18 protein-coding genes are annotated in these 20,955 nt (G+C 50.3%); 15 read left to right on the top strand and 3 right to left on the bottom strand.

The window, feature by feature from the left end; translation table 11 throughout:
• Positions 1–32 precede the first annotated feature (32 nt).
• From sdhC to sucD, 8 genes are all read left to right on the top strand, one after another.
• Entirely contained in the window at positions 33–407 is a 375-nt protein-coding gene (sdhC, locus tag LAT77_RS09015) for a succinate dehydrogenase, cytochrome b556 subunit (protein WP_290564234.1), read from the top strand.
• A complete protein-coding gene (sdhD, locus tag LAT77_RS09010) occupies positions 401–748 on the top strand; it encodes a succinate dehydrogenase, hydrophobic membrane anchor protein (RefSeq protein ID WP_290564233.1) in 348 nt (115 codons plus the stop codon). The genes sdhC and sdhD overlap by 7 nt, the downstream gene beginning before the upstream one ends.
• Complete coding sequence (sdhA, locus tag LAT77_RS09005; RefSeq protein ID WP_290564232.1) at positions 749–2,518, top strand: succinate dehydrogenase flavoprotein subunit; 1,770 nt, start codon at positions 749–751, stop codon at positions 2,516–2,518.
• Between the two features lie 13 nt (positions 2,519–2,531).
• Positions 2,532–3,245 (top strand): succinate dehydrogenase iron-sulfur subunit, encoded by a 714-nt coding sequence (locus LAT77_RS09000; RefSeq protein ID WP_290564231.1) that lies wholly within the window; start codon positions 2,532–2,534, stop codon positions 3,243–3,245.
• Positions 3,246–3,406: 161 nt separating this feature from the next.
• Positions 3,407–6,211: a 2-oxoglutarate dehydrogenase E1 component gene (locus LAT77_RS08995; RefSeq protein ID WP_290564230.1), complete on the top strand. Its 2,805-nt coding sequence runs from the start codon at positions 3,407–3,409 to the stop codon at positions 6,209–6,211.
• A gap of 15 nt (positions 6,212–6,226) precedes the next feature.
• Complete coding sequence (odhB, locus tag LAT77_RS08990; RefSeq protein ID WP_290564229.1) at positions 6,227–7,810, top strand: 2-oxoglutarate dehydrogenase complex dihydrolipoyllysine-residue succinyltransferase; 1,584 nt, start codon at positions 6,227–6,229, stop codon at positions 7,808–7,810.
• 132 nt (positions 7,811–7,942) lie between these two features.
• Positions 7,943–9,112 carry an ADP-forming succinate--CoA ligase subunit beta gene (gene sucC, locus LAT77_RS08985; RefSeq protein WP_290564228.1) on the top strand — a complete coding sequence of 390 codons (1,170 nt, stop codon included), beginning with the start codon at positions 7,943–7,945 and terminating at the stop codon, positions 9,110–9,112.
• Complete coding sequence (gene sucD, locus LAT77_RS08980; protein ID WP_290564227.1) at positions 9,112–9,984, top strand: succinate--CoA ligase subunit alpha; 873 nt, start codon at positions 9,112–9,114, stop codon at positions 9,982–9,984. Before sucC ends, sucD begins: the two co-directional genes overlap by 1 nt.
• 171 nt (positions 9,985–10,155) lie before the next feature.
• Here sucD and LAT77_RS08975 read toward each other — a convergent pair whose 3' ends face one another.
• A complete protein-coding gene (locus LAT77_RS08975) occupies positions 10,156–11,121 on the bottom strand; it encodes a tetratricopeptide repeat protein (RefSeq protein ID WP_290564226.1) in 966 nt (321 codons plus the stop codon).
• 266 nt (positions 11,122–11,387) lie between these two features.
• Positions 11,388–12,338: a tetratricopeptide repeat protein gene (locus LAT77_RS08970; RefSeq protein WP_290564225.1), complete on the bottom strand. Its 951-nt coding sequence runs from the start codon at positions 12,336–12,338 to the stop codon at positions 11,388–11,390.
• Positions 12,339–12,852: 514 nt separating this feature from the next.
• On the opposite strand from LAT77_RS08970, the gene LAT77_RS08965 reads away from it, so the two are divergent.
• Positions 12,853–14,175 (top strand): hypothetical protein, encoded by a 1,323-nt coding sequence (locus LAT77_RS08965; RefSeq protein ID WP_290564224.1) that lies wholly within the window; start codon positions 12,853–12,855, stop codon positions 14,173–14,175.
• Between the two features lie 64 nt (positions 14,176–14,239).
• Here the strand turns inward: LAT77_RS08965 and LAT77_RS08960 are convergent, their stop codons facing one another.
• The gene (locus LAT77_RS08960) at positions 14,240–15,130 is read right to left on the bottom strand and encodes a LysR family transcriptional regulator (RefSeq protein WP_290564223.1); all 891 of its coding nucleotides are present in this window, start codon (positions 15,128–15,130) and stop codon (positions 14,240–14,242) included.
• A 105-nt stretch (positions 15,131–15,235) separates the two neighbouring features.
• On the opposite strand from LAT77_RS08960, the gene LAT77_RS08955 reads away from it, so the two are divergent.
• Genes LAT77_RS08955 through LAT77_RS08930 form a run of 6 tightly spaced genes read left to right on the top strand, consistent with a single transcriptional unit; the run spans position 15,236 to position 20,830 of the window.
• The gene (locus tag LAT77_RS08955; RefSeq protein WP_290564222.1) at positions 15,236–16,465 is read left to right on the top strand and encodes an acyl-CoA dehydrogenase family protein; all 1,230 of its coding nucleotides are present in this window, start codon (positions 15,236–15,238) and stop codon (positions 16,463–16,465) included.
• Entirely contained in the window at positions 16,462–17,538 is a 1,077-nt protein-coding gene (locus tag LAT77_RS08950) for a phosphotransferase family protein (RefSeq protein WP_290564221.1), read from the top strand. The genes LAT77_RS08955 and LAT77_RS08950 overlap by 4 nt, the downstream gene beginning before the upstream one ends.
• Positions 17,535–18,260 carry a histidine phosphatase family protein gene (locus LAT77_RS08945; protein ID WP_290564220.1) on the top strand — a complete coding sequence of 242 codons (726 nt, stop codon included), beginning with the start codon at positions 17,535–17,537 and terminating at the stop codon, positions 18,258–18,260. Before LAT77_RS08950 ends, LAT77_RS08945 begins: the two co-directional genes overlap by 4 nt.
• A gap of 28 nt (positions 18,261–18,288) precedes the next feature.
• A complete protein-coding gene (locus LAT77_RS08940; RefSeq protein WP_290564219.1) occupies positions 18,289–19,041 on the top strand; it encodes an SDR family oxidoreductase in 753 nt (250 codons plus the stop codon).
• A 3-nt stretch (positions 19,042–19,044) separates the two neighbouring features.
• Positions 19,045–19,869 carry a PhzF family phenazine biosynthesis protein gene (locus LAT77_RS08935; protein ID WP_290564218.1) on the top strand — a complete coding sequence of 275 codons (825 nt, stop codon included), beginning with the start codon at positions 19,045–19,047 and terminating at the stop codon, positions 19,867–19,869.
• Positions 19,870–19,894: 25 nt separating this feature from the next.
• The gene (locus tag LAT77_RS08930) at positions 19,895–20,830 is read left to right on the top strand and encodes an alpha/beta fold hydrolase (protein WP_290564217.1); all 936 of its coding nucleotides are present in this window, start codon (positions 19,895–19,897) and stop codon (positions 20,828–20,830) included.
• Positions 20,831–20,955 lie beyond the last annotated feature (125 nt).

Genomic DNA, 20,955 nt, shown 5'->3' with positions numbered 1-20,955 from the left:
TTCAACAGCGTTTTCAGAAAAGGCAAACACTAGTGAAAAAACAAAGACCTGTTAACCTCGACTTGAGTACCATCAAGTTACCTCCGGCGGCACTGTCGTCGATTCTCCACCGGGTATCTGGTGTGATTATGCTCGTTTTAGTCGGACTTTTAGTTTGGCTGCTGGCTAAGTCACTCAGCTCACCTCAAGGCTTCGCTGAAGCACAAAGCGTATTTGAACATCCGGTTGTGCGTTTTGTAGTTTGGGGCTTCCTTGCCGCGATCGGTTATCACTTGCTCGCCGGTATCCGCCATATCTTTATGGACTTGGGTTTCGGTGAAGAGAAAGAATCCGGTAAAACTACAGCATTGCTCGCCATTGCAGGTGGCGTGATTCTGGCGATTCTGGCGGGGATTTGGTTATGGTAAAAATTGCATCAACATTTGGCCGTAGTGGCACGCACGATTTCATTCTGCTGCGCGCTTCAGCGGTAATTATGGCCGCTTATCTGATTTTTATGGTGTGTTGGTTCTTATCAACGCCAGTCGTTACTTATGAAGTCTGGGTTGGTTTGTACAGCAACTTAGCCATGAAAGTCTTCACTTTACTCACGCTCACTGGTTTATTAATTCACGGCTGGATCGGTATCTGGCAAGTGTTAACAGACTATGTGAAATGTTCTCGTTTACGCGGCGTTATTCAATATATTTTTGTTATTGCTCTCGTTGTGTATTGGTTCACCGGCTTATTCGTATTGTGGGGTGTGTAAGTGAGCAAGTTAAAAGAACTCCAATTTGACGCAGTGGTGATTGGCGCCGGTGGTGCTGGTATGCGTGCTGCGCTGCAAATTTCTGAAAACGGCATGAGCTGTGCGCTGATGTCAAAAGTATTCCCAACGCGTTCTCATACGGTGTCGGCGCAGGGTGGTATCACTGTTGCGTTAGGTAACGCCCATGAAGACAACTGGGAATGGCACATGTTCGACACCGTCAAAGGTTCGGACTATATCGGTGACCAAGACGCCATCGAGTACATGTGTAAAACCGGTCCAGAAGCCATTTTAGAACTTGAGAATATGGGTTTGCCGTTCTCGCGTTTTGAAGATGGCCGTATTTATCAGCGTCCGTTTGGTGGCCAATCGAAAGAATTCGGTGGCGAGCAAGCGGCACGTACTGCAGCAGCGGCAGACCGTACCGGTCATGCGCTATTGCACTTGCTATATCAGCAAAACGTCAAGAACAAAACAACCGTGTTGTCAGAATGGTACGCACTTGATTTAGTGAAAAACCAAGACGGCGCGGTCACTGGTGTAACCGCCATTGAAATTGAAACCGGCGACATGTACCACATCAAAGCGAAAGCTGTGGTCTTGGCAACGGGTGGTGCGGGTCGTATTTTCGCCTCAACCACGAACGCCCACATTAACACCGGTGATGGTGTTGGTATGGCCATTCGTGCCGGTGCACCAATGCAAGATATGGAAATGTGGCAATTCCACCCAACCGGTATTGCCGGTGCGGGCACCTTGGTCACTGAAGGTTGCCGTGGTGAAGGTGGTTACCTGTTGAACAAAGACGGTGAGCGCTTCATGGAACGCTACGCACCAAACGCGAAAGACCTAGCTGGTCGTGACGTTGTTGCCCGTTCAATGATGACAGAAATCCGTGAAGGTCGTGGCTGTGATGGTCCTTGGGGTCCACACATCAAGCTGAAACTCGACCATTTAGGTCGCGAAACGCTGGAGTCACGGTTACCGGGCGTCTGTGATTTGTCGAAGACGTTTGCTCACGTTGACCCAGCGGTTGAGCCAATTCCAGTGATTCCAACCTGTCACTATATGATGGGTGGTGTGCCAACGGATGTGAACGGTCAGTGTTTACAAATTGACGCCAATGGTAATGCCACGCCAATTCAAGGCTTGTTTGCCTGTGGTGAAATTGCTTGTGTCTCTGTCCACGGTGCTAACCGCCTTGGCGGTAATTCACTGCTTGACCTAGTGGTCTTCGGTCGCGCAACCGGCTTACACCTCGGTGAAGCCTTAGCGGCGAACACCGAAGCACGTGAAGCGTCGAAAGACGACGTTGATGCTGCCATGGCACGCACAAATCGTTGGAATGAAACGCAGAAGGGTGAGGATCCGTTCCAAATCCGTAAAGACCTACAACAGTGCATGCAATTGAACTTCTCGGTGTTCCGTGAAGGCGACGCCATGGCTGAAGGTCTTGAGCAGCTGAAAGAAATCCGCGAGCGTTTGAAACATGCACGTCTGGACGACAACAGCAGCGATTTCAACACCCAGCGTATTGAGTGTTTAGAGCTCGATAACCTGATGGAAACTGCCTACTCAACGGCAGTTGCAGCGAACTTCCGCACGGAAAGTCGTGGCGCGCACAGCCGTGCAGACTTCCCAGAGCGCGATGACGCGAACTGGCTGTGCCACAGTGTTTATCGCCCAGAAGATGAGTCCATGGTGAAGCGTGAAGTGAACATGCAACCGAAGACTCGTGAAGCATTCCCGCCAAAAGCGCGGACTTATTAAGAGAGGGCTAACGATGAAGAAGTTGAAGTTTTCCATCTATCGTTACAACCCAGACGTGGATACCAAGCCACGGATGCAGGATTACGAGCTGGAAGTTGAAGAAGGCCGCGACATGATGGTGCTTGACGCACTGTTATTGTTGAAAGAGAAAGATCCAAGCTTATCGTTCCGTCGCTCATGCCGTGAAGGTGTGTGTGGTTCAGACGGTTTGAACATGAACGGTAAGAACGGTTTGGCGTGTATCACTCCGTTGTCATCTCTGAAAGGTAGCAAAATTGTGGTTCGCCCATTACCTGGGCTACCGGTTGTGCGTGACCTCATTGTCGACATGACTGCGTTCTACAAGCAGTATGAGCGGATCAAGCCGTTCCTGATTAACGACGACAAAACGCCACCGGCGCGCGAGCGTCTGCAGAGCCCAGAAGAGCGTGCTAAACTTGATGGTCTGTACGAGTGTATTTTATGTGCATGTTGTTCAACCTCATGCCCGTCGTTCTGGTGGAACCCAGACAAGTTCGTTGGCCCTGCGGGTCTGTTACATGCCTATCGGTTCTTAATCGATAGCCGTGACACCGCAACCGAAGAACGCCTCGATGAGCTCGACGATGCATTTAGCGTGTTCCGTTGTCACGGTATTATGAACTGTGTCAACGTTTGTCCGAAAGGATTGAACCCGACAAAGGCTATTGGACACATCAAATCCATGCTATTAGCCCGCGCTGTTTAGCGAAACGGAACGGGTTCTGATATAGTAGTGGTAACGTTGTACAAATAGCCATCCCGCTACGGATGGCTATTTTTTTAAAAAGATCGCTGTAAGTTGAAGCGGTTGTGGTTTTAACGCGTATCTGCTGTTTTTCGCAGTCCAAACCAGTGAAAGGAAAAGCAATGCAAGAAGGCGCAATGCAAGCCTGGATTGAGTCCTCCCAGTTTTCTGGAGGTAACGCAGCTTATATCGAAGAGCTGTTCGAACTGTATCTTGATGACCCGAGCGCAGTCCCAAATGAGTGGCGCGAGCTGTTTGACAGCCTGCCAACTGACGGCACCGCGATGGAAGTTAAGCACAGTGAAATTCGTGATCAATTTCGCGAAGCCGCGAAGAATAAATTAAAGCAGTCAGGCTCTGGCTCTTTAAACTCGGAGCTTGCTGAAAAGCAGGTACGAGTACTACAACTGATCAACGCCTATCGCTTCCGTGGTCACCAGCACGCTAACCTCGATCCACTTGGGTTGTGGAAGCAGGAAAATGTGCCGGATCTAAACCCGGAATTTCATGGCCTTACCAAAGACGACATGAACACTGAGTTCAATGTTGGCTCATTGGTGATCGGCAAAGAAACCGCGAAACTGAAAGACATTCACAACGCGCTGGAAAGCATCTACTGCGGCCCAATTGGTGCCGAGTACATGCACATTGTGGATACCGAAGAAAAACGCTGGATTCAGCAACGCTTAGAATCGCAACTAGGCCAACCGAAGTTTTCTGAGGAAGATCGCCAGAAAATTTTGAAAGAGCTCGTTGCAGCGGACGGCTTAGAAAAATACCTAGGCACCAAATTCCCAGGCGCGAAACGCTTCTCGCTGGAAGGCGGTGACGCATTAGTGCCATTGGTGAAATCTCTGATTCGTCGCGCTGGTGCACAAGGCGCAAAAGAAGTCGTGATTGGTATGGCGCACCGGGGCCGCTTGAACTTATTGATCAACGTGCTCGGCAAACATCCACAACAATTATTTGACGAATTCGCCGGTAAGAACACCACCGACAAAGCAGGTGATGTGAAGTACCATATGGGCTTCTCATCGGACTTTGAAACCGACGGCGGTAATGTCCACCTTGCATTGGCATTCAACCCGTCGCACCTTGAGATTGTTAATCCAGTGGTGATGGGTTCTGTTCGTGCACGGATGGATCGTCGTGGTTGCAAAGACGGTTCACAAGCACTGCCAATTACCATTCACGGTGACTCAGCAATCGCCGGGCAGGGGGTCGTCCAAGAAACCTTTAACCTGTCAAAAACCCGCGCTTACCAAGTTGGCGGTAGCATCCGGATCGTCGTCAACAACCAAGTTGGTTTCACCACGTCAAAACGTGAAGACGCGCGTTCAACTCAGTACTGTACGGACATCGCGAAAATGGTGCAGGCACCGATTTTCCACGTCAACGCGGACGATCCAGAAGCAGTATTGTTCGTTGCGCAACTGGCCGTTGATTATCGCAACACGTTTAAGCGTGACGTGGTGATTGATCTGGTTTGTTACCGTCGTCACGGCCACAACGAAGCAGACGAGCCGAATGCAACTCAACCGCTGATGTACCAAAAAATTAAGAAGCACCCAGTGCCGCGTGACATCTACGCGAAACGTTTGATTGACGCCGGTGTGGTTGACGAAGATGCGGTGCAGAAGCTGGTCAGCGACTATCGTGATGCGCTCGACAAAGGCGATTGCGTGGTTGACGAGTGGCGGCCAATGAAAAATCATTCGGTCGACTGGTCGCCGTTTGTGGATAAAGACTGGAACGTTGAGTATGACTCGTCGATTACCTTGGCAGAGCTAAAAGACCTCGGTGAGAAAGTCAGTCACGTACCAAGCGGCTTCAAACTCAATTCGCGCGTGAATAAAGTGTACGAAGAACGCGTGAAGATGGCGAACGGCGACCGCAAGTTAGACTGGGGTATGGCCGAAATTTTAGCCTACGCTTCGTTAGTGAAACATGGTTACCGGGTGCGCATGACCGGTCAGGATTGTGGCCGTGGTACCTTCTTCCACCGTCATGCGGTATTACACAATCAAAAAGACGCAGCGACGTTTATGCCGCTGACGGCGATTGATGACAAGCAAGCACCGATCGAAATTTACGACTCAGTCTTGTCAGAAGAAGCTGTTTTAGCGTTCGAGTATGGCTATGCAACGGCAGAGCCGAATGCATTGGTATTGTGGGAAGCGCAGTTTGGTGATTTTGCCAATGGTGCTCAGGTCGTCATCGATCAGTTCTTAAGTTCTGGCGAACAGAAATGGGGACGTTTGTGTGGCCTAACCATGTTATTACCGCATGGCTACGAAGGTCAGGGCCCCGAGCATAGCTCGGCGCGACTCGAACGCTTCTTGCAGATGTCAGCGGATCATAACTGGTCAGTGTGCGTACCGACCACACCTGCGCAGGTGTTTAATATGATTCGTCGTCAACAATTGCGCCCGGTGCGCCGGCCGTTGATTGTAATGACACCGAAATCATTGTTGCGTCACCCCGATGCCGTCTCTTCATTAGAAGAATTGGCAGAAGGTAAATTCCATAACGTCATCGGAGAAATCGATAAGATCAATCCGAAAAAAGTGAAACGCGTGGTGTTCTGTAGTGGTAAAGTATACTTCGATTTACTTGCCGCTCGTCGCGAGGCCGAAAAGGAAGATGTTGCCATTATTCGAATCGAGCAACTCTACCCATTCCCGCACGAAGAAATGGCAGAAATTCTGAAAGATTATCAGCACGTGAAAGACTTCGTCTGGTGTCAGGAAGAACCACAGAACCAAGGCGCATGGTACTGCAGTCAGCATCATTTCTGGGCCGCAATCCCAGACGGTGCGAAACTGAGTTATGCAGGCCGCGCTGCATCTTCATCGCCGGCCGTAGGGTATGCGGCGGTGCATAAAGAACAGCAGCAGAAACTCGTTAACGAAGCGTTAAGTATTTAACAGGTGAGAGAAAACATGGCGATTGAAATTAAAGTACCTGAATTACCGGAATCCGTAGCGGATGGCACTATCGCAACTTGGCACGTCAAAGAAGGCGATAAAGTGAGCCGTGACCAAAACCTGGTAGATATTGAAACGGATAAAGTTGTTCTGGAAGTCGTAGCTGAAGCTGATGGCGTGGTTGGTAAAATCAACGCAGAAGAAGGCGCGACCGTGAAGAGCAAAGAAGTCATTGGTAGCATTGAAGAAGGCGGCGCTGCGAAGTCAGACGACAAAGAAGAAAAGTCTGAGAAGAAAGCAGAGAAGTCTGAAGACAAAGCAGAAGCGAAAGCTGACGACTCTAGCGAAGACACTGGTGAAGACTCTAGCGACGAAGCTTCTGGTGAAACCATCGAAGTGAAAGTACCAGAGTTACCAGAGTCAGTTTCTGAAGCGACGATTGCAACCTGGCACGTGAAAGCGGGTGATAAAGTTAGCCGTGACCAAAACCTAGTCGATATCGAAACCGACAAAGTGGTTCTCGAAGTCGTTGCGGAAGCAGATGGCGTGTTGGCTGAAATTATTCATGACGAAGGCGCAAACGTCGGTGCGAAAGAGCTCATTGGTAAAATTACCAAGGGCGGCAGCGGTTCAGCGGCTAAAGCGTCGAGCGATTCAAGCAAAGACGACAGCAGCGACAGTGAGTCTGACAAAGACGCTGACGCGGTGAGTCCGTCGGTTCGTCGTTTATTAGCCGAGCATGACTTGAGCGCAAGCGATGTTAAAGGCACGGGTAAAGACGGCCGTATCACCAAGGAAGACGTGGAGAAACACGTGAAATCTGCTGGTGATAAGAAAGAAGCGAAATCTGAGAGCAAGTCTGAAAGCAAGTCAAGCAGCCAGCCTGCTGTGAGCGGCGATCGGACACAGAAGCGTGTACCAATGACGCGTCTGCGGAAGACCATCGCTAAGCGTTTGTTGGAAGCGAAGAATTCAACGGCCATGTTAACGACGTTCAACGAAGTGAACATGAAGCCGATCATGGACTTGCGCAAGACCTATCAGAAAGAGTTCGAAGACCGTCACGGTATTCGTTTAGGCTTCATGTCGTTTTACGTGAAAGCTGTGGTTGAAGCGCTGAAACGCTTCCCAGAAGTGAACGCGTCGATCGACGGCGACGATATCGTTTATCACAACTACTTCGATGTCAGCATCGCGGTGTCGACTCCACGTGGATTGGTCACGCCAGTTCTGCGCGATTGCGACAAGCTAAGCTTGGCTGAAATCGAAAACGGTATCAAAGAGTTAGCGATTAAAGGTCGTGATGGCAAATTGACCATGGACGAAATGCAAGGTGGTAACTTCACAATTACCAACGGCGGCGTCTTTGGTTCATTGTTGTCAACGCCAATCCTGAACCCACCACAAAGCGCAATCTTGGGTATGCATAAAATCCAAGACCGGCCAATGGCGGTGGACGGTAAGGTTGAAATCCTGCCGATGATGTATTTAGCGTTGTCTTACGACCACCGCATCATTGATGGCAAAGAGTCGGTTGGCTTCTTGGTCACCGTGAAGAACCTGCTTGAAGATCCTCAGCGTCTCCTGCTGGATATCTAATAGCACTCGAGCGGCAGTCTTATTTCCGACTGCCGCTATTATTTTGGGCGGGAAAAACGTATAATTCCGCGCGAAAATCGGGTAAGCAGCCTCGGCTGCTTTCGTTTTGAATGAACAAACGGAATAAGCATCATGAATTTGCATGAGTATCAAGCAAAACAGCTGTTCAGAGAGTTTGGACTGCCAGTCTCTGAAGGCTTTGCAGTCGACACGCCTGAAGAAGCTGTCGAAGCGGCCAAGAAAATTGGTGGCGACAAGTGGGTTGTTAAATGTCAGGTACACGCTGGTGGCCGCGGTAAAGCGGGCGGTGTGAAGCTGGTAAGCAGCCTTGATGAAGTACGTGCATTTGCTGAGAACTGGGTTGGTAAAAACTTAGTCACTTATCAAACTGACGCCAATGGCCAGCCAGTTGCAAAAATTCTGGTAGAAAGCTGCACCGATATCGATAAAGAGCTCTATCTTGGCGCAGTAGTTGACCGTGCTACCCGTAAAATCGTTTTCATGGCCTCGACTGAAGGTGGTGTTGAAATCGAGAAAGTTGCGGAAGAAACTCCGGAAAAAATTCTGAAAGCGATTATCGATCCAACGGTAGGCCCACAGCCTTTCCAAGGTCGTGACTTGGCTTTCCAACTGGGCTTAAACCCAGAGCAAGTGAAGCAATTCACAAAAATCTTCTTAGGTTTGGCGAAGATGTTCGAGCAGTACGATTTCGCACTGTTAGAAATCAACCCATTAGTTATTACTGACGAAGGCAATTTGCATTGTCTCGACGGTAAGATCAACATCGACAGCAACGCGATGTATCGTCAGCCGAAAATCAAAGAAATGCACGATCCTTCACAAGAAGACGCGCGTGAAGCTCACGCAGCGAAATTCGAGCTGAACTACGTTGCCCTTGACGGTAACATCGGTTGTATGGTCAACGGTGCAGGCCTTGCCATGGGTACCATGGACATCGTGAAGTTGAGCGGCGGCGAGCCAGCAAACTTCCTTGACGTTGGTGGCGGCGCGACCAAAGAACGTGTTTCTGAAGCGTTCAAAATCATTTTGTCTGACGACAACGTGAAAGCCGTATTCGTCAACATCTTCGGTGGTATCGTCCGTTGTGACATGATCGCGGAAGGGATTATTGGTGCAGTTGAAGAAGTGGGCGTTAAAGTCCCGGTTGTTGTTCGCCTTGAAGGTAACAATGCCGAGCTAGGTACGCAGAAACTTGCCGAAAGTGGTTTGAACATTGAAGCCGCTACCAGTCTGACAGATGCAGCTCAGAAAGTTGTTGCTGCAGCAGCCGGAGGTCAATAATGTCTATCTTGATCGATAAAAACACCAAAGTTATTTGCCAAGGTTTTACTGGTGGTCAGGGTACTTTCCACTCTGAGCAAGCGATTGCTTATGGCACGAAAATGGTCGGTGGTGTAACACCAGGTAAAGGCGGTCAAACGCACTTAGGTTTACCCGTATTCAACACCGTAAAAGAAGCGGTTGCAGAAACCGGCGCAACTGCGTCAGTGATTTATGTACCTGCACCTTTCTGTAAAGACTCGATTATCGAAGCGGCTGACGCAGGTATCGAGTTGATTATCTGTATCACTGAAGGCATTCCAACCTTGGATATGCTTTATGTGAAAGAATACCTGACGCACAAAGGCGTGCGCATGATCGGTCCAAACTGCCCAGGTGTGATCACGCCAGGTGAATGTAAGATCGGTATCATGCCAGGTCACATCCACAAGCCAGGTAAAGTAGGTATCGTTTCTCGCTCAGGTACGTTGACGTACGAAGCAGTGAAGCAAACCACTGACGAAGGTTTCGGTCAGTCGACCTGTGTTGGTATCGGTGGTGACCCAATCCCTGGTTCTAACTTCATCGATATCCTCGAGATGTTCGAGAAAGATCCGAAAACTGAAGCGATCGTCATGATCGGTGAAATCGGCGGAACCGCAGAAGAGGAAGCAGCTGAGTACATTAAACACAATGTGACCAAGCCAGTTGTTTCTTACATCGCAGGTGTCACTGCGCCTCCGGGTAAGCGCATGGGCCACGCCGGTGCAATTATCTCTGGTGGTAAAGGTACTGCTGATGAGAAATTTGCTGCACTTGAAGCTGCTGGTGTAAAAACCGTTCGCAGCCTAGCCGATATCGGTGCAGCACTGCGCGAGAAAACGGGCTGGTAAGCTCTTATTTTTGCGAATTAAAAAGCGCCTTCGGGCGCTTTTTTTGTGTCCGGTGTGATGGCAGTGAAGATGATTACAGAGTCTTCGCGAAGATGCTCAACAATGGCAATCCGCCAGTTGCTTGGGAAATGTGAATAAAAGCCGCCCAAAACGAGCGACTTTCTCGATAGATTAATTCTCGGGATCGTTGAGCAGGTCGAAGAGGTCGCTATGGCGGCCACTCGGTCTCACCGATGCGCAATTGGTGCCAAAATCGCACTGCTGTGAGCGAATTCGAAACATGCTACCTCGCTCGAATAACGCGTCACGCTGGAACGTCACGTTGGCGATGGCTGATTCTGTGCGACCAAATAGCGGTGTTCCTACGACGCTGATCCGTTCAATATCGAGCGCCTCTTGTAGCTGTTTGGCAATTTCTAAATCGGTGTTGGCCAGTTCATCATTTCGGGTTTGTTCGTCAGCGCGAGCTTGTTGTTGAAGATCAGCGATCAGCTGCCGTGACAGAGCGCGCGCTTCGGTGTGACCATTGACACTTAAGCGGCGTAATAACCGCGTTGCACCTTCGAGGTCATAGTCAAATAGTTGGCCATTTAACTTCAGTCGCGCCAACAAGAACATAGCAGGTGCTGAGCCGCGGCTTGCGGCAGCTTCAAGGAGCTGATTGGCAGTCGCGGTACTCGCTTCCGTTTCTTCCATATACAGTTGTAAGGCTTTTTGGTATTGAGCCGGAGCGTACTGGTGATCGACGCCGTGTTGCAAATAGCGATCCGCAAGAGCCGTGTCTTGCTCAACAAATTTACCATGTCGATACCAAGTCGAAAGCGTAAAATTCGCCATTGGATTACCGCCGCGAGCCGCCTGTTTCATGAAACCAATGCCACGGTCAATATCTTGTTCGACACCATCGCCGGTCACATAGATCATGGCCAGAATCGACATGGACGTGAAATCCGCATAGCGTGCCTGGCGGTGCAGCATCATAATGTGCGGGCGACACGAGCCGTCAGCGCAGAGTCGCTCGGAAGCGTGTTGGTCTTGTTCGCTGGCTTCTGTCGCCAGCGCTTGCTCTGGCGTCATAGCAAGCAGAGAAGCAGATAAACCGAATGCAAGAATGATTTTTATGTTCCACGTATTCATATACTGGACTCTTGTTGAAATGTTGTTGTTTTAAAATAGAAGAAAAAGACCAAAAGGTGTAGTTTTGTATTGGACAAATTTGTAACAGCTTGTAACGTCAACCGGCTCGTTAAATTATAAAAATCTACAATAAGGACATTGATATCGCCGGTGGATAGCTACCATCAGGTCAAAGGTAACGTATGAACTGCCGTGGTTCGGAACTGTATGCCCGGTGGTGTGAGAGGACGGAGGCCATGAGGACTCCTCCTGCTTGAGTGGGGAGGTTAAGGGTTCGACAGCACGTCAAAGAGACTACTGTGGCGTGATTCAGGTCGAGATGTCGCGCAGTTGGTGGCAAAGTCACATTCTTGCGAACGAATTCGAAACATACCGCCGCGATTAAAAAAGGCATCACGTTGAAAGGCAACGTTGGAAAGCGCCGATTCGGTGCGTCCCCAGTGATTGGTGCCGACGATTTGAATCCGCTCCATGGTCAACGAACCTTGCAAGGCGTCGGCAAGTTCTTCGAGACGAGGATCGACTTCGACTTGCTGTTCGGCAATTTTTGCTTCACGTTCGAGTTCGGCCACCAATTGACGCGATAACGCCCGCGCTTCTTGGTGCCCATTCATACTTAAACGTTGCAAAAGTGCGGTTGCACCTTCTAAATCATAATCGATTAACTCGCCATTGAGCTTTAAACGTGCGAGTAGAAACATCGCTGGAGCGGAACCTGCGCGAGCGGCTTTGGTGAGTAGTGCGTTGGCTTCAGCGATACTGTCTGAGGTGTTTTCTAGATACAGGCGCAAGGCCATTTGATATTCGGCGGGTGCATAACCAATGTCGACTCCCCGCTGCAAATAATAATCTGCTTGTTCGTCGTCTTGCTCGACGTAGGTGCCTTGTCGGTACCAGGTCGCTAATGCATTAATAGCGATTGGACTGTTATATTTCGCCGCGCGAGTCATCAAGCGAACGCCATAGTCGATGTCTTGCTTGACGCCGTCACCGGTAATATAGAGCATGGCAACAATGGCCGCGGACTGGAGATCCCCCCACCGAGCTTGCCGATGGAGCATCATGATATGAGGGCGGCAGGAGCCGTCCGAGCAGAGTTGTTCGCTGTTTTCTAACAGAGGTTCCGATGCGTTAGTGGATGAGGCATTGGCGACATTGCTCATAAATAACACTGGCGAACAATAAAGCAGAGTGAACATTACGAATCTAGCAAACATACGTGCATTCCTTCAGTTAAATGACTCTTGCCTAGAGCATAGTTGAGGTGAACCCTTTGGTATAGTTATTTTGTTGAGAAAGTGTAACTAAATGTGTTGTTTGCAAAATAAATTAGAATATTCTAATATATAAACATTGTACACACGGAGGCCATTATGACACTTCATGACAAAACCAAGACTCAGACAACGACAGCTCCTAAACCGACACGTGACCGGGTTTTTCAGGTGTCCAGCAATCGTGGTGCTGCACGGCATAAAATGCGCTACGTCGAGGCCTCAGCCCCTGCGCAAGCTGGTGAGTGCCGGATGTGTGTGGGCAGCTTAGCTGATTAATCCGCAATTTCCCCAAATCAAATGCCGTGACTTGCAGAAGTCGCGGCTTTTTTTTACCGAGGCGAAACTGAGATAAATGACTGCAGACGTGCGATTAGTTGTGTTTGTTATCTTTTATGTAATAGTATAACATAACACTCAAATCAATAAACAACGGCAACTACGGATCGATCTGACCATGACAGTAAAACTATCTTCTTCTTTAAAAGTTTCAGTACTCGCAGTGGCAACGGCGATGGCACTTTCCGCGTGTGGGGAAAGCCTCGAGGTTACACTCGTTAACCCACCGAGCCATGGTGGCGGCGATGATCACGATCATGATCATGGCCACGATCATGATCGCTCAGGTCGGCTGGTGATGACATCGTTCGACGATGACCATGCTTACGTCTTAGATTTACATGACGAAGCAATCATTGCTGATTTTCACTTGAATAATCCAGCTGCCCGCATTTACTCAAGCCCAGGATATCGCTATGCCGTAGCAATCGAACGTGCCGATGGCGTCGTTAGCTTTATCGATTCTGGTTTGGAGACCGAAGCCCATGGTGATCATGATCATCATCATGAACACGAACCGAGCTTGTTGGACTTTAAACTTTACGGCGAATTGCCGACACACTATGACTGGTTTGAAACACGTGGCGCAGTCTTTTTTGATGGCGTACCGGGTGTTGCAGCAAAGGTAGCCGCGTTGAGTGATCACAGTTTGAGTGAAGGTCGGATTCTTGCGGACCTACACTTAGCTCGTAATCAGCATGGTGCCGCAGAGATCCGTGGCAATGACTTGTTTGTCAGTTATCGTAGTGTTGATGTCGAAGGCGTCCTCCCTGATTTTGTCGAAGTCTATGAGCGTCATAGCGACCATTTTGATTTTGTGCAACGTTTTCAAGAGCCATGCCCAAGTTTACATGGTAGTGCAACGACGAGTGTGTATGTAACGTTTGGCTGTGCTGACGGCGTGTTGGTTGTGACCGAGAATGAAAGTGGTTTTGCCGCCCATAAATTAGCCAACTCGGAGCAAATTGAAGCCGCGGGTAGCCGCATTGGCACCTTGTATGCTCACGATAACACGCAGAACTTTGTCGGTCGTGCCGGCCAGGAACTGTATTGGTTGCACCTTGATGACGGTGATATGCACCACATTGATTGGCGCGGTGAGGACAATGCAGAGTCGCAAATCCGTGCCGCTGGTTTTAATTATAGTGGCAATCGATTTGCCATTTTAGATGATACGGGTCATTTAACCGTGGTGCGCTTCCGTGCCGACCATTATGAGATTCAAAGCGTCGTCAAAGTACTCGATAGTGTCGGCAGTCAAGCACCAGCGATTGCCTTTAGTGCGACCAGTCATGATGCGTTCATTACCGATCCTCTGGCACAAGAAGTGATTATTTTTGATTTACACGACGGTGTCGTTGAAGAGCGGATTGCATTAGAGTTTGCGCCTGCTGCGGTGAGCTGGCACGGATTTCTAAGTGAAAGTGGTCATCATCATTAATTAATCCGTTTCATCTTTGTTGTGTGTGTGCATGCCGCGGTCTTCCTTGAAGCCGCGGCATTTTTTATCGTTTCGATATCTGCTCGAGTAGCCATTGCGTGCCCGGATCGGCACGGTGGGCATCATGCCAATACACTTGCAGTCGGGTACTGGCAATCGGCAGTGGTACCGGCCATTTCCGCAACGGGAATTGCGTGACCAGACGGTCGGCAATGGTTTCTGGTAAGGTCAGCAGCGCGTCACTATTGGCGGCAAGGTTGCCGGCAGTTTGATAGCTTTGCACGCGCACAACTAAGTTGCGCTCGACCCCGAGCTCGCGTAACAAGTAATCCTCCAAAACCGTTCCACGCGCCCGCGACGAGACGGCAATATGGCGCGCGGTCAAATAATCTTCGCGGGTCAGTCGCTGCTTGTCGCGCTCGCGGCGAATCACCACAAAAGACTCTTGTGACAACGGTCGCTGTTGAATTGGGCTGCGCAGCGGTAGCGCGACATCAATCGCGACATCCGCTTGGCGATGCAGGAGGTAATCCGGCAACTGCGCATGAGGAATGGCGATACTTTCAATTCGACAGTGCGGCGCAATGGCTATCAGCTGGCGATACAGTTGCGGAAACAACTCTGCCTCAACCGCTTCTGGCAAGCCAATCCGAAAGGTACGCTGGGTCTGTCCCGGTTGAAATTCTTGGCTACGCTCGAGAAGGTGACTCATACGTGCCAGTAGATCTTGCATCTCTGGAAGCATTTTTTCGCACAATGCGGTCGGTCGCATGCGCTGACGATCACGCTCAAACAGCGGGTCTTGGAAGTGGTCGCGTAATCGTTTGAGGGCATGACTCACTGCCGACGGTGTAATATTCAACGCTGCCGCCGCACGATTCAATTGGCCTTCGCGAGCAATGGAAACCAATACGCGCAAGAGATTTAAATCCAGACGAAAGTGAATTTCATTCATGTTAGTGCCTTAGTAAATTTCACTTTATTCATCTTAGTGGAGTTATTAGCATGAGGCGAGTTGTTTTTATCGTTTGCGATTGGCACAGCTGCCAAGGAGTCGAATATGTTTGGCTTGAACCCGAATGCACAACAGTACCTCGCCCGCGTGAAGTCCTTTATGCAGGAACACGTACTTCCTCATGAAACTGAGATTCTGCGTGATTATGTCAGTCGCCAAGGTCACAGTGATTGGACCCAATGGCAAGTCCATGCAAAAGTGGAAGAACTGAAAGAGCTGGCTCGGCAAGAAGGGCTCTGGAACCTATTTTTACCCGACGCGCGACTCGGCAAAGGGTTGTCGACCTCGGAGTACGCGCCGCTCGCCGAGCAAATGGGTCGCAGTTTAATTGCACCGGAGATTTTTAACTGTAACGCGCCGGACACGGGTAATATGGAAGTGCTTTACCATTTCGGTACCGAGGCGCAAAAAAAGCAGTGGTTAGAGCCTCTCTTGCGCGGTGAAATTCGTTCGGTGTTTGGCATGACCGAACCGCAGGTCGCTTCGTCGGACGCAACCAATATGGAAACGACCATTGTCGCTGATGGCGATGAAGTGGTTATTCATGGCACGAAATGGTGGTCGACCGGGCTTGGACATCCGCATGCAAAAGTTGCCATTATCATGGGCTTAACTGACCCGGCTGCGGACAAATATCAGCGCCACAGTATGGTATTGGTGCCGCTGGATGCACCGGGGGTGACGATTGAGCGGATGCTACCAGTGTTTGGAGACTATGATGCACCTTATGGTCATGGCGAGTTGACCTTGAACCAAGTGCGGGTGCCGAATGCGAATGTGATAGGTCGCTTAGGCGCTGGTTTTGCGATCGCGCAAGGGCGTTTAGGTCCGGGGCGTGTGCATCACTGTATGCGTGCCTTGGGCGCGGCCGAACGGGCATTGGAACTCATGATCAGACGCGGCATGAGTCGCGTCGCATTCGGGCAACCTCTTTTAAAGCTCGGTGAGAATGGGACGAAAGTGGCGAAACACCGGATGGCCATTGATCAGGCGCGCTTGTATACCATGTATACTGCACAAGTGATTGATAACCACGGCGTCAAAGCGGCAATGAGCGAAATTGCCGGCATTAAAGCGGTGATACCAACGCTGTTGCAGAATGTGGTCGATGACGCCATCCAGATCCACGGTGGTGGTGGCTTGAGCCATGACCACCTGTTGACTGGATTTTATGCCATGGCTCGCGCGTTGCGTCTTGCCGATGGCCCTGATGAGGTGCATCAAGCAATGGTCTTACGCCAAGAACTGAAGAAATATCGACAGGACAAGGTATGAGTAGCAAAATAATTGACCAAGGTGTTGTGGTTCGCGAGCAGGAACAATTTGATATCGCCGCCGTTGACCGTTGGATCAAGCAGAAGCGTCCCGACATTGACGGTGAGCCCAGCGTTACCCAGTTTCCCGGTGGCGCGTCAAACTGGACCTATCGCCTAGAATACGCCAATGCGGATTTGATCTTGCGTCGTCCGCCGGCAGGGACGAAAGCGAAATCTGCGCACAATATGCAGCGCGAGCATGACTTGCAGCTCATGTTGAAGCCTCATTTTAGCAAAGTACCGACCATGTTTGGTTACTGCAGTGACACCAGTCTGATTGGCACTGATTTTTATGTGATGGAGCGGATTCGCGGCATTATTCCACGTAAAAACTTGCCGAAGGCGGTCGACTTAAGTCCGGAACAAGTGCGTACCTTGTGCACGAATATGCTGGACCAGCTGATTGCTTTACACCAAGTGGACTACCAACATGCCGGTTTAGACGCTATCGGTAAGGGCGAAGGCTATGTGAAACGGCAAGTGGAAGGCTGGTGCGGGCGTTATGAAAAGGCGAAAACGTGGAACGTACCGAGCGGTAAGAAAATCATGCGCTGGTTGCGCGCGAACCTGCCGAAAGAAGAGCGTTTATGTTTGACACATAATGATTTTCGCTTTGATAACTTGATTTTGGATCCACAGGATCCGACCGAAATTCTTGCGGTACTCGATTGGGAACTGGCGACGATTGGTGACCCTTTAGTCGAATTGGGTAATTTATTAGCGTATTGGGTGCAAGCGGACGATGACCGAGTGGCGAAAGCGACACGCCGACAACCGTCGCATTTACCCGGTATGCTTACGCGTCAGGAAGTCATCGATTACTACTGTAACAAGATGGACTTGAACGACGTCGATATGACCTTCTATCAAGTCTTTGGCTTATTCCGTCTGTCCGTGATTGCACAACAAATCTATTATCGCTATTACCATAAGCAGACCCGTAACCCCGCATTTAAGAATTTTTGGTTCGTGGTGCATTATCTTCATCGTCGCTGCCGCAAACTCATGCGACAAGGGAGGCGGCAGATATGACAGCAGAACGCGGTTTTGTCTCGTTAGTGCGTCATGGACAAGCGTCATTTGGGCAAGAAAACTATGACCAATTGTCGCCCTTAGGCGGCGAGCAACTTGAACATGTCGGCCGCCATTTAGCCCAGCGTGAAGAGCCGATCGACCTCATTATCCGTGGTGATTTAGCACGTCATGAACAAAGCGTCGAGGCGTTTTTGCGCGGTTATGGCGCGCGCCCTGAGGTGGACGTCGTGGCGGATTGGAATGAGTTCGATCATCGTGCGGTCATTCGTGCCTATGCCAAGGACCAAGCTGATCTGCGAGCGTGGTTTGCGAACCCGAAACCACTGAATACCCAGTCGCCGGCGGAAAAGCAAAAAATTATGCAGATTTTCCGCGAGGCCGTGCTGCGCTGGCAGCGTGGGCAGCATGACCAAGATTATCAAGAAACTTGGTTAGGGTTTAGTGAACGGGTGACGCGCGCTTGGCAGTCAACTCAGACGCAGTTGCAGGGTCGCCAGACTATTCTCGTCTTGACCTCTGGGGGACCGATTGCGTTATCCGTTATGGCCAGTCTCGCGTTGCCGCATGAAGCCATGCTGACCTTGAACCAGCGCCTCGTCAATGGTGGCATGACGCGTTTCTTGACCGCTGCAGACGGGCAAGCGCAACCCGAGTTGTTAAGCTTAAATGAGCAGCAACACTTTCTTGGTAAGTACAGACATTTACTGACTTACATTTAGCTTTAGCGTGGATTGAACGGAAACTATCATGAGAAAAACAATTATTATTACCGGCGCTAGTTCAGGACTTGGCGCGGAAATGGCCCGTCAATTTGCAGCCAAAGGGCATGATTTAGGTTTGTGCGCCCGTCGCACTGAGCGCTTAGAAAGCCTGAAAAGTGAAATTGAAGCGGCGCACCCCGAGGTGAACGTCGTCCTTAAGGCACTGGATGTGAATGACCATGATGCGGTGTTCTCGGTCTTTCAAGATTTTCGGCAAACCTTCGGCAGTATTGACCGCGTCATCGTCAATGCCGGGATGGGCAAAGGCGGTTCATTGGGTACCGGATTATTTAAATACAATAAGATGACCGCAGAAACCAATTTCGTTGCGGCGCTTGCTCAATGTGAAGCCGCACTGGAAATTTTCCGTGAGCAAAACCATGGTCACTTAGTGACCATCGCCTCGATTAGTGCATTGCGAGGAATGCCGCGGGCGATGACCACCTATGCAGCAACGAAAGCTGCCTTGCTCAACCTCACCGAAGGTATCCGTGCGGACATGATTCGGAGTGGCTTGCCCATTGCAGTGAGTTGCATTTTACCGGGCTTTATTCGCTCGGAAATCAACGAAAAGGTCAAGAATACGCCGTTTATGTGTGATACCGTACCGGGTGTACGCAGTATGGTGAATGCCATTGACAAAGAAAAAGCGGTTGCGTTTGTACCGGGTTGGCCATGGCGCTTCATTGCCTTTTTGATGAAACGTTTGCCACTCAAAGTGGTGATGAAAATGGGATAGAACATGCAAATCAAACTGTATCAGGTAGACTCATTCAGTGATCGTCCATTTGCCGGCAATCCGGCAGCCGTTTGTCCGCTGAGTTCATGGCCGAGCGACGACGTACTGCAAGCGATTGCAGAGGAAAATAATCTGTCGGAAACTGCATTTTTTGTGCCCGAAGGGGCAGGTTTTCGACTCCGTTGGTTTACCCCAGAAACAGAAGTTGATTTGTGTGGGCACGCCACGTTAGCGGCAGCCCATGTACTGTACCGACATTTAGGCTATGACCAGCCAAGCCTCCATTTCTTTACCCGCAGTGGTGAACTGATTGTCCGTAAACCGGATACGGGAAGCGGCCTGATCATGGATTTTCCGGCCTCCTATCCAGTCGCTATCGATGGCGAAGCTGGCGAATCACTGCTCGGTTTTTTCGCAGCTGCTTTAGGTGTTTCGCCGGTCGCAGTCGCCAGTGCCTATGATTATATTGTCGAACTAAACGACGCTGCGGATGTGCGGGCAGTAACGCCGGATTTTGCGCAATTAAGTTTACTCGACGGTCGTGGCGTGGTCGTCACCGCGCCCGGAGACGATTGTGATTTTGTCAGCCGCTGCTTTTTCCCAAAATTGCGCGTCAATGAGGATCCGGTGACTGGCTCTGCTCATTGCGAGTTAGCGCCCTATTGGTTTGAACGTGGGCAAGGGCAACGCAGCGAATTCGACGCCCAGCAGCTATCTCGCCGAGGCGGTTTAGTGCGCTGCCGAATCACCGGCGATCAGCACGAACGGGTTGAGTTGCACGGCGAAGTCGCCGATTATATGCAAGGTATGATCACCTTGGCAGACTAGTGCTGCCGCCGATGAGACTGAGTTCATGAAGATTCTAAAATGGTTTGCTGTCGCACTCATTCTGTTGTTGATTGCGATCCTAATTTTTGTTTTTGTTAGTCACCGCCAAAACTTCGCCGAAAACCGTAATTACACTGAAGCCGTGCGCGCTGAAGCGCCGGGGGCTATGGTGCAATTGACTCAGGGTTACACCCATTATCACTTGCAGGGTCCTGAAGATGGGCCAGTCGTCGTCTTAGTCCACGGTTTTAGCATTCCCGCCGAAGCGTGGGGCGACACTGCGGATGTATTAGTGGCAGCGGGTTATCGGGTATTGTCCTATGACTTGTATGGCCGCGGTTACTCGGAACGGCCGCGGGTGATGTTTACCGGTGAAGTATTTGAACGTCAACTGATTGATTTACTCGATGCCTTACATATCGACCAACCGGTGGTGTTAGCAGGTTTATCCATGGGCGGCGCGGTGGTCATGCGCAGCGCAGCGAATCATCCTGATCGCGTACGCGGTCAAATTCTCTTAGCGCCGTTGCATCAACCCTTGCAGCCACCCCCCATGCCTGAACGGATGGGGCACTATATGATCTCGGCCTTCTATGTGCCGACGTTAAGAACGAGTCTTGATGCAGATTATTTGCCTGAGCATGTCCGCGCACGCATGATTGCGGCGTATGAAGCACAAATGCAAATTCGTGGTTTTACCCGTGCGTTGACATCGTCATTTTATGCTTTTACAACCGAAGATCACCCGAGTTTTTATCGGCAAACGCGAGCCTATGACTTGCCGACGCTGTTGATTTGGGGGGAACACGACAACGTCGTGCCTTTCAGTCAAGCCGAAGGTGTCCGTGCGGATGCTCAGGTGGTGGAGTTTTTGGCCTTGCCAGAGGTCGGGCATACACCGCACTTAGAACGACCGGAGCAAGTGCATCGAACCATGTTGCAGTTCTTGCAAACACTGTAAACGACAAGGCCAGCGATTGCTGGCCTTGTCGTTTAATTTATCTACTCAACGCCTACGTTCGCAGTCGTTTCGACCAAGGTCTGGTTTGTTTTCCAAGCAGTATCTGGCATGATAGTTCACCATTG

The organism is Aliidiomarina sp., from assembly GCF_022565475.1.
Taxonomy (GTDB): Bacteria; Pseudomonadota; Gammaproteobacteria; order Enterobacterales; family Alteromonadaceae; genus Aliidiomarina.
The sequence above is the reverse complement of the archived record's forward strand: the minus strand, read 5'-3'. Positions and strand labels throughout refer to the sequence as shown.

Coding starts and splice junctions, on each gene's coding strand:
- LAT77_RS08935 (WP_290564218.1), top strand. CDS start 19,045: ATGCAAATCAAACTGTATCAGGTAGACTCATTCAGTGATCGTCCATTT.
- LAT77_RS08970 (WP_290564225.1), bottom strand. CDS start 12,338: ATGTTTGCTAGATTCGTAATGTTCACTCTGCTTTATTGTTCGCCAGTG.
- LAT77_RS09000 (WP_290564231.1), top strand. CDS start 2,532: ATGAAGAAGTTGAAGTTTTCCATCTATCGTTACAACCCAGACGTGGAT.
- sucD (WP_290564227.1), top strand. CDS start 9,112: ATGTCTATCTTGATCGATAAAAACACCAAAGTTATTTGCCAAGGTTTT.
- LAT77_RS08965 (WP_290564224.1), top strand. CDS start 12,853: ATGACAGTAAAACTATCTTCTTCTTTAAAAGTTTCAGTACTCGCAGTG.
- LAT77_RS08940 (WP_290564219.1), top strand. CDS start 18,289: ATGAGAAAAACAATTATTATTACCGGCGCTAGTTCAGGACTTGGCGCG.
- LAT77_RS08945 (WP_290564220.1), top strand. CDS start 17,535: ATGACAGCAGAACGCGGTTTTGTCTCGTTAGTGCGTCATGGACAAGCG.
- sdhD (WP_290564233.1), top strand. CDS start 401: ATGGTAAAAATTGCATCAACATTTGGCCGTAGTGGCACGCACGATTTC.
- LAT77_RS08955 (WP_290564222.1), top strand. CDS start 15,236: ATGTTTGGCTTGAACCCGAATGCACAACAGTACCTCGCCCGCGTGAAG.
- LAT77_RS08930 (WP_290564217.1), top strand. CDS start 19,895: ATGAAGATTCTAAAATGGTTTGCTGTCGCACTCATTCTGTTGTTGATT.
- sucC (WP_290564228.1), top strand. CDS start 7,943: ATGAATTTGCATGAGTATCAAGCAAAACAGCTGTTCAGAGAGTTTGGA.
- LAT77_RS08975 (WP_290564226.1), bottom strand. CDS start 11,121: ATGAATACGTGGAACATAAAAATCATTCTTGCATTCGGTTTATCTGCT.
- odhB (WP_290564229.1), top strand. CDS start 6,227: ATGGCGATTGAAATTAAAGTACCTGAATTACCGGAATCCGTAGCGGAT.
- LAT77_RS08950 (WP_290564221.1), top strand. CDS start 16,462: ATGAGTAGCAAAATAATTGACCAAGGTGTTGTGGTTCGCGAGCAGGAA.
- LAT77_RS08995 (WP_290564230.1), top strand. CDS start 3,407: ATGCAAGAAGGCGCAATGCAAGCCTGGATTGAGTCCTCCCAGTTTTCT.
- LAT77_RS08960 (WP_290564223.1), bottom strand. CDS start 15,130: ATGAATGAAATTCACTTTCGTCTGGATTTAAATCTCTTGCGCGTATTG.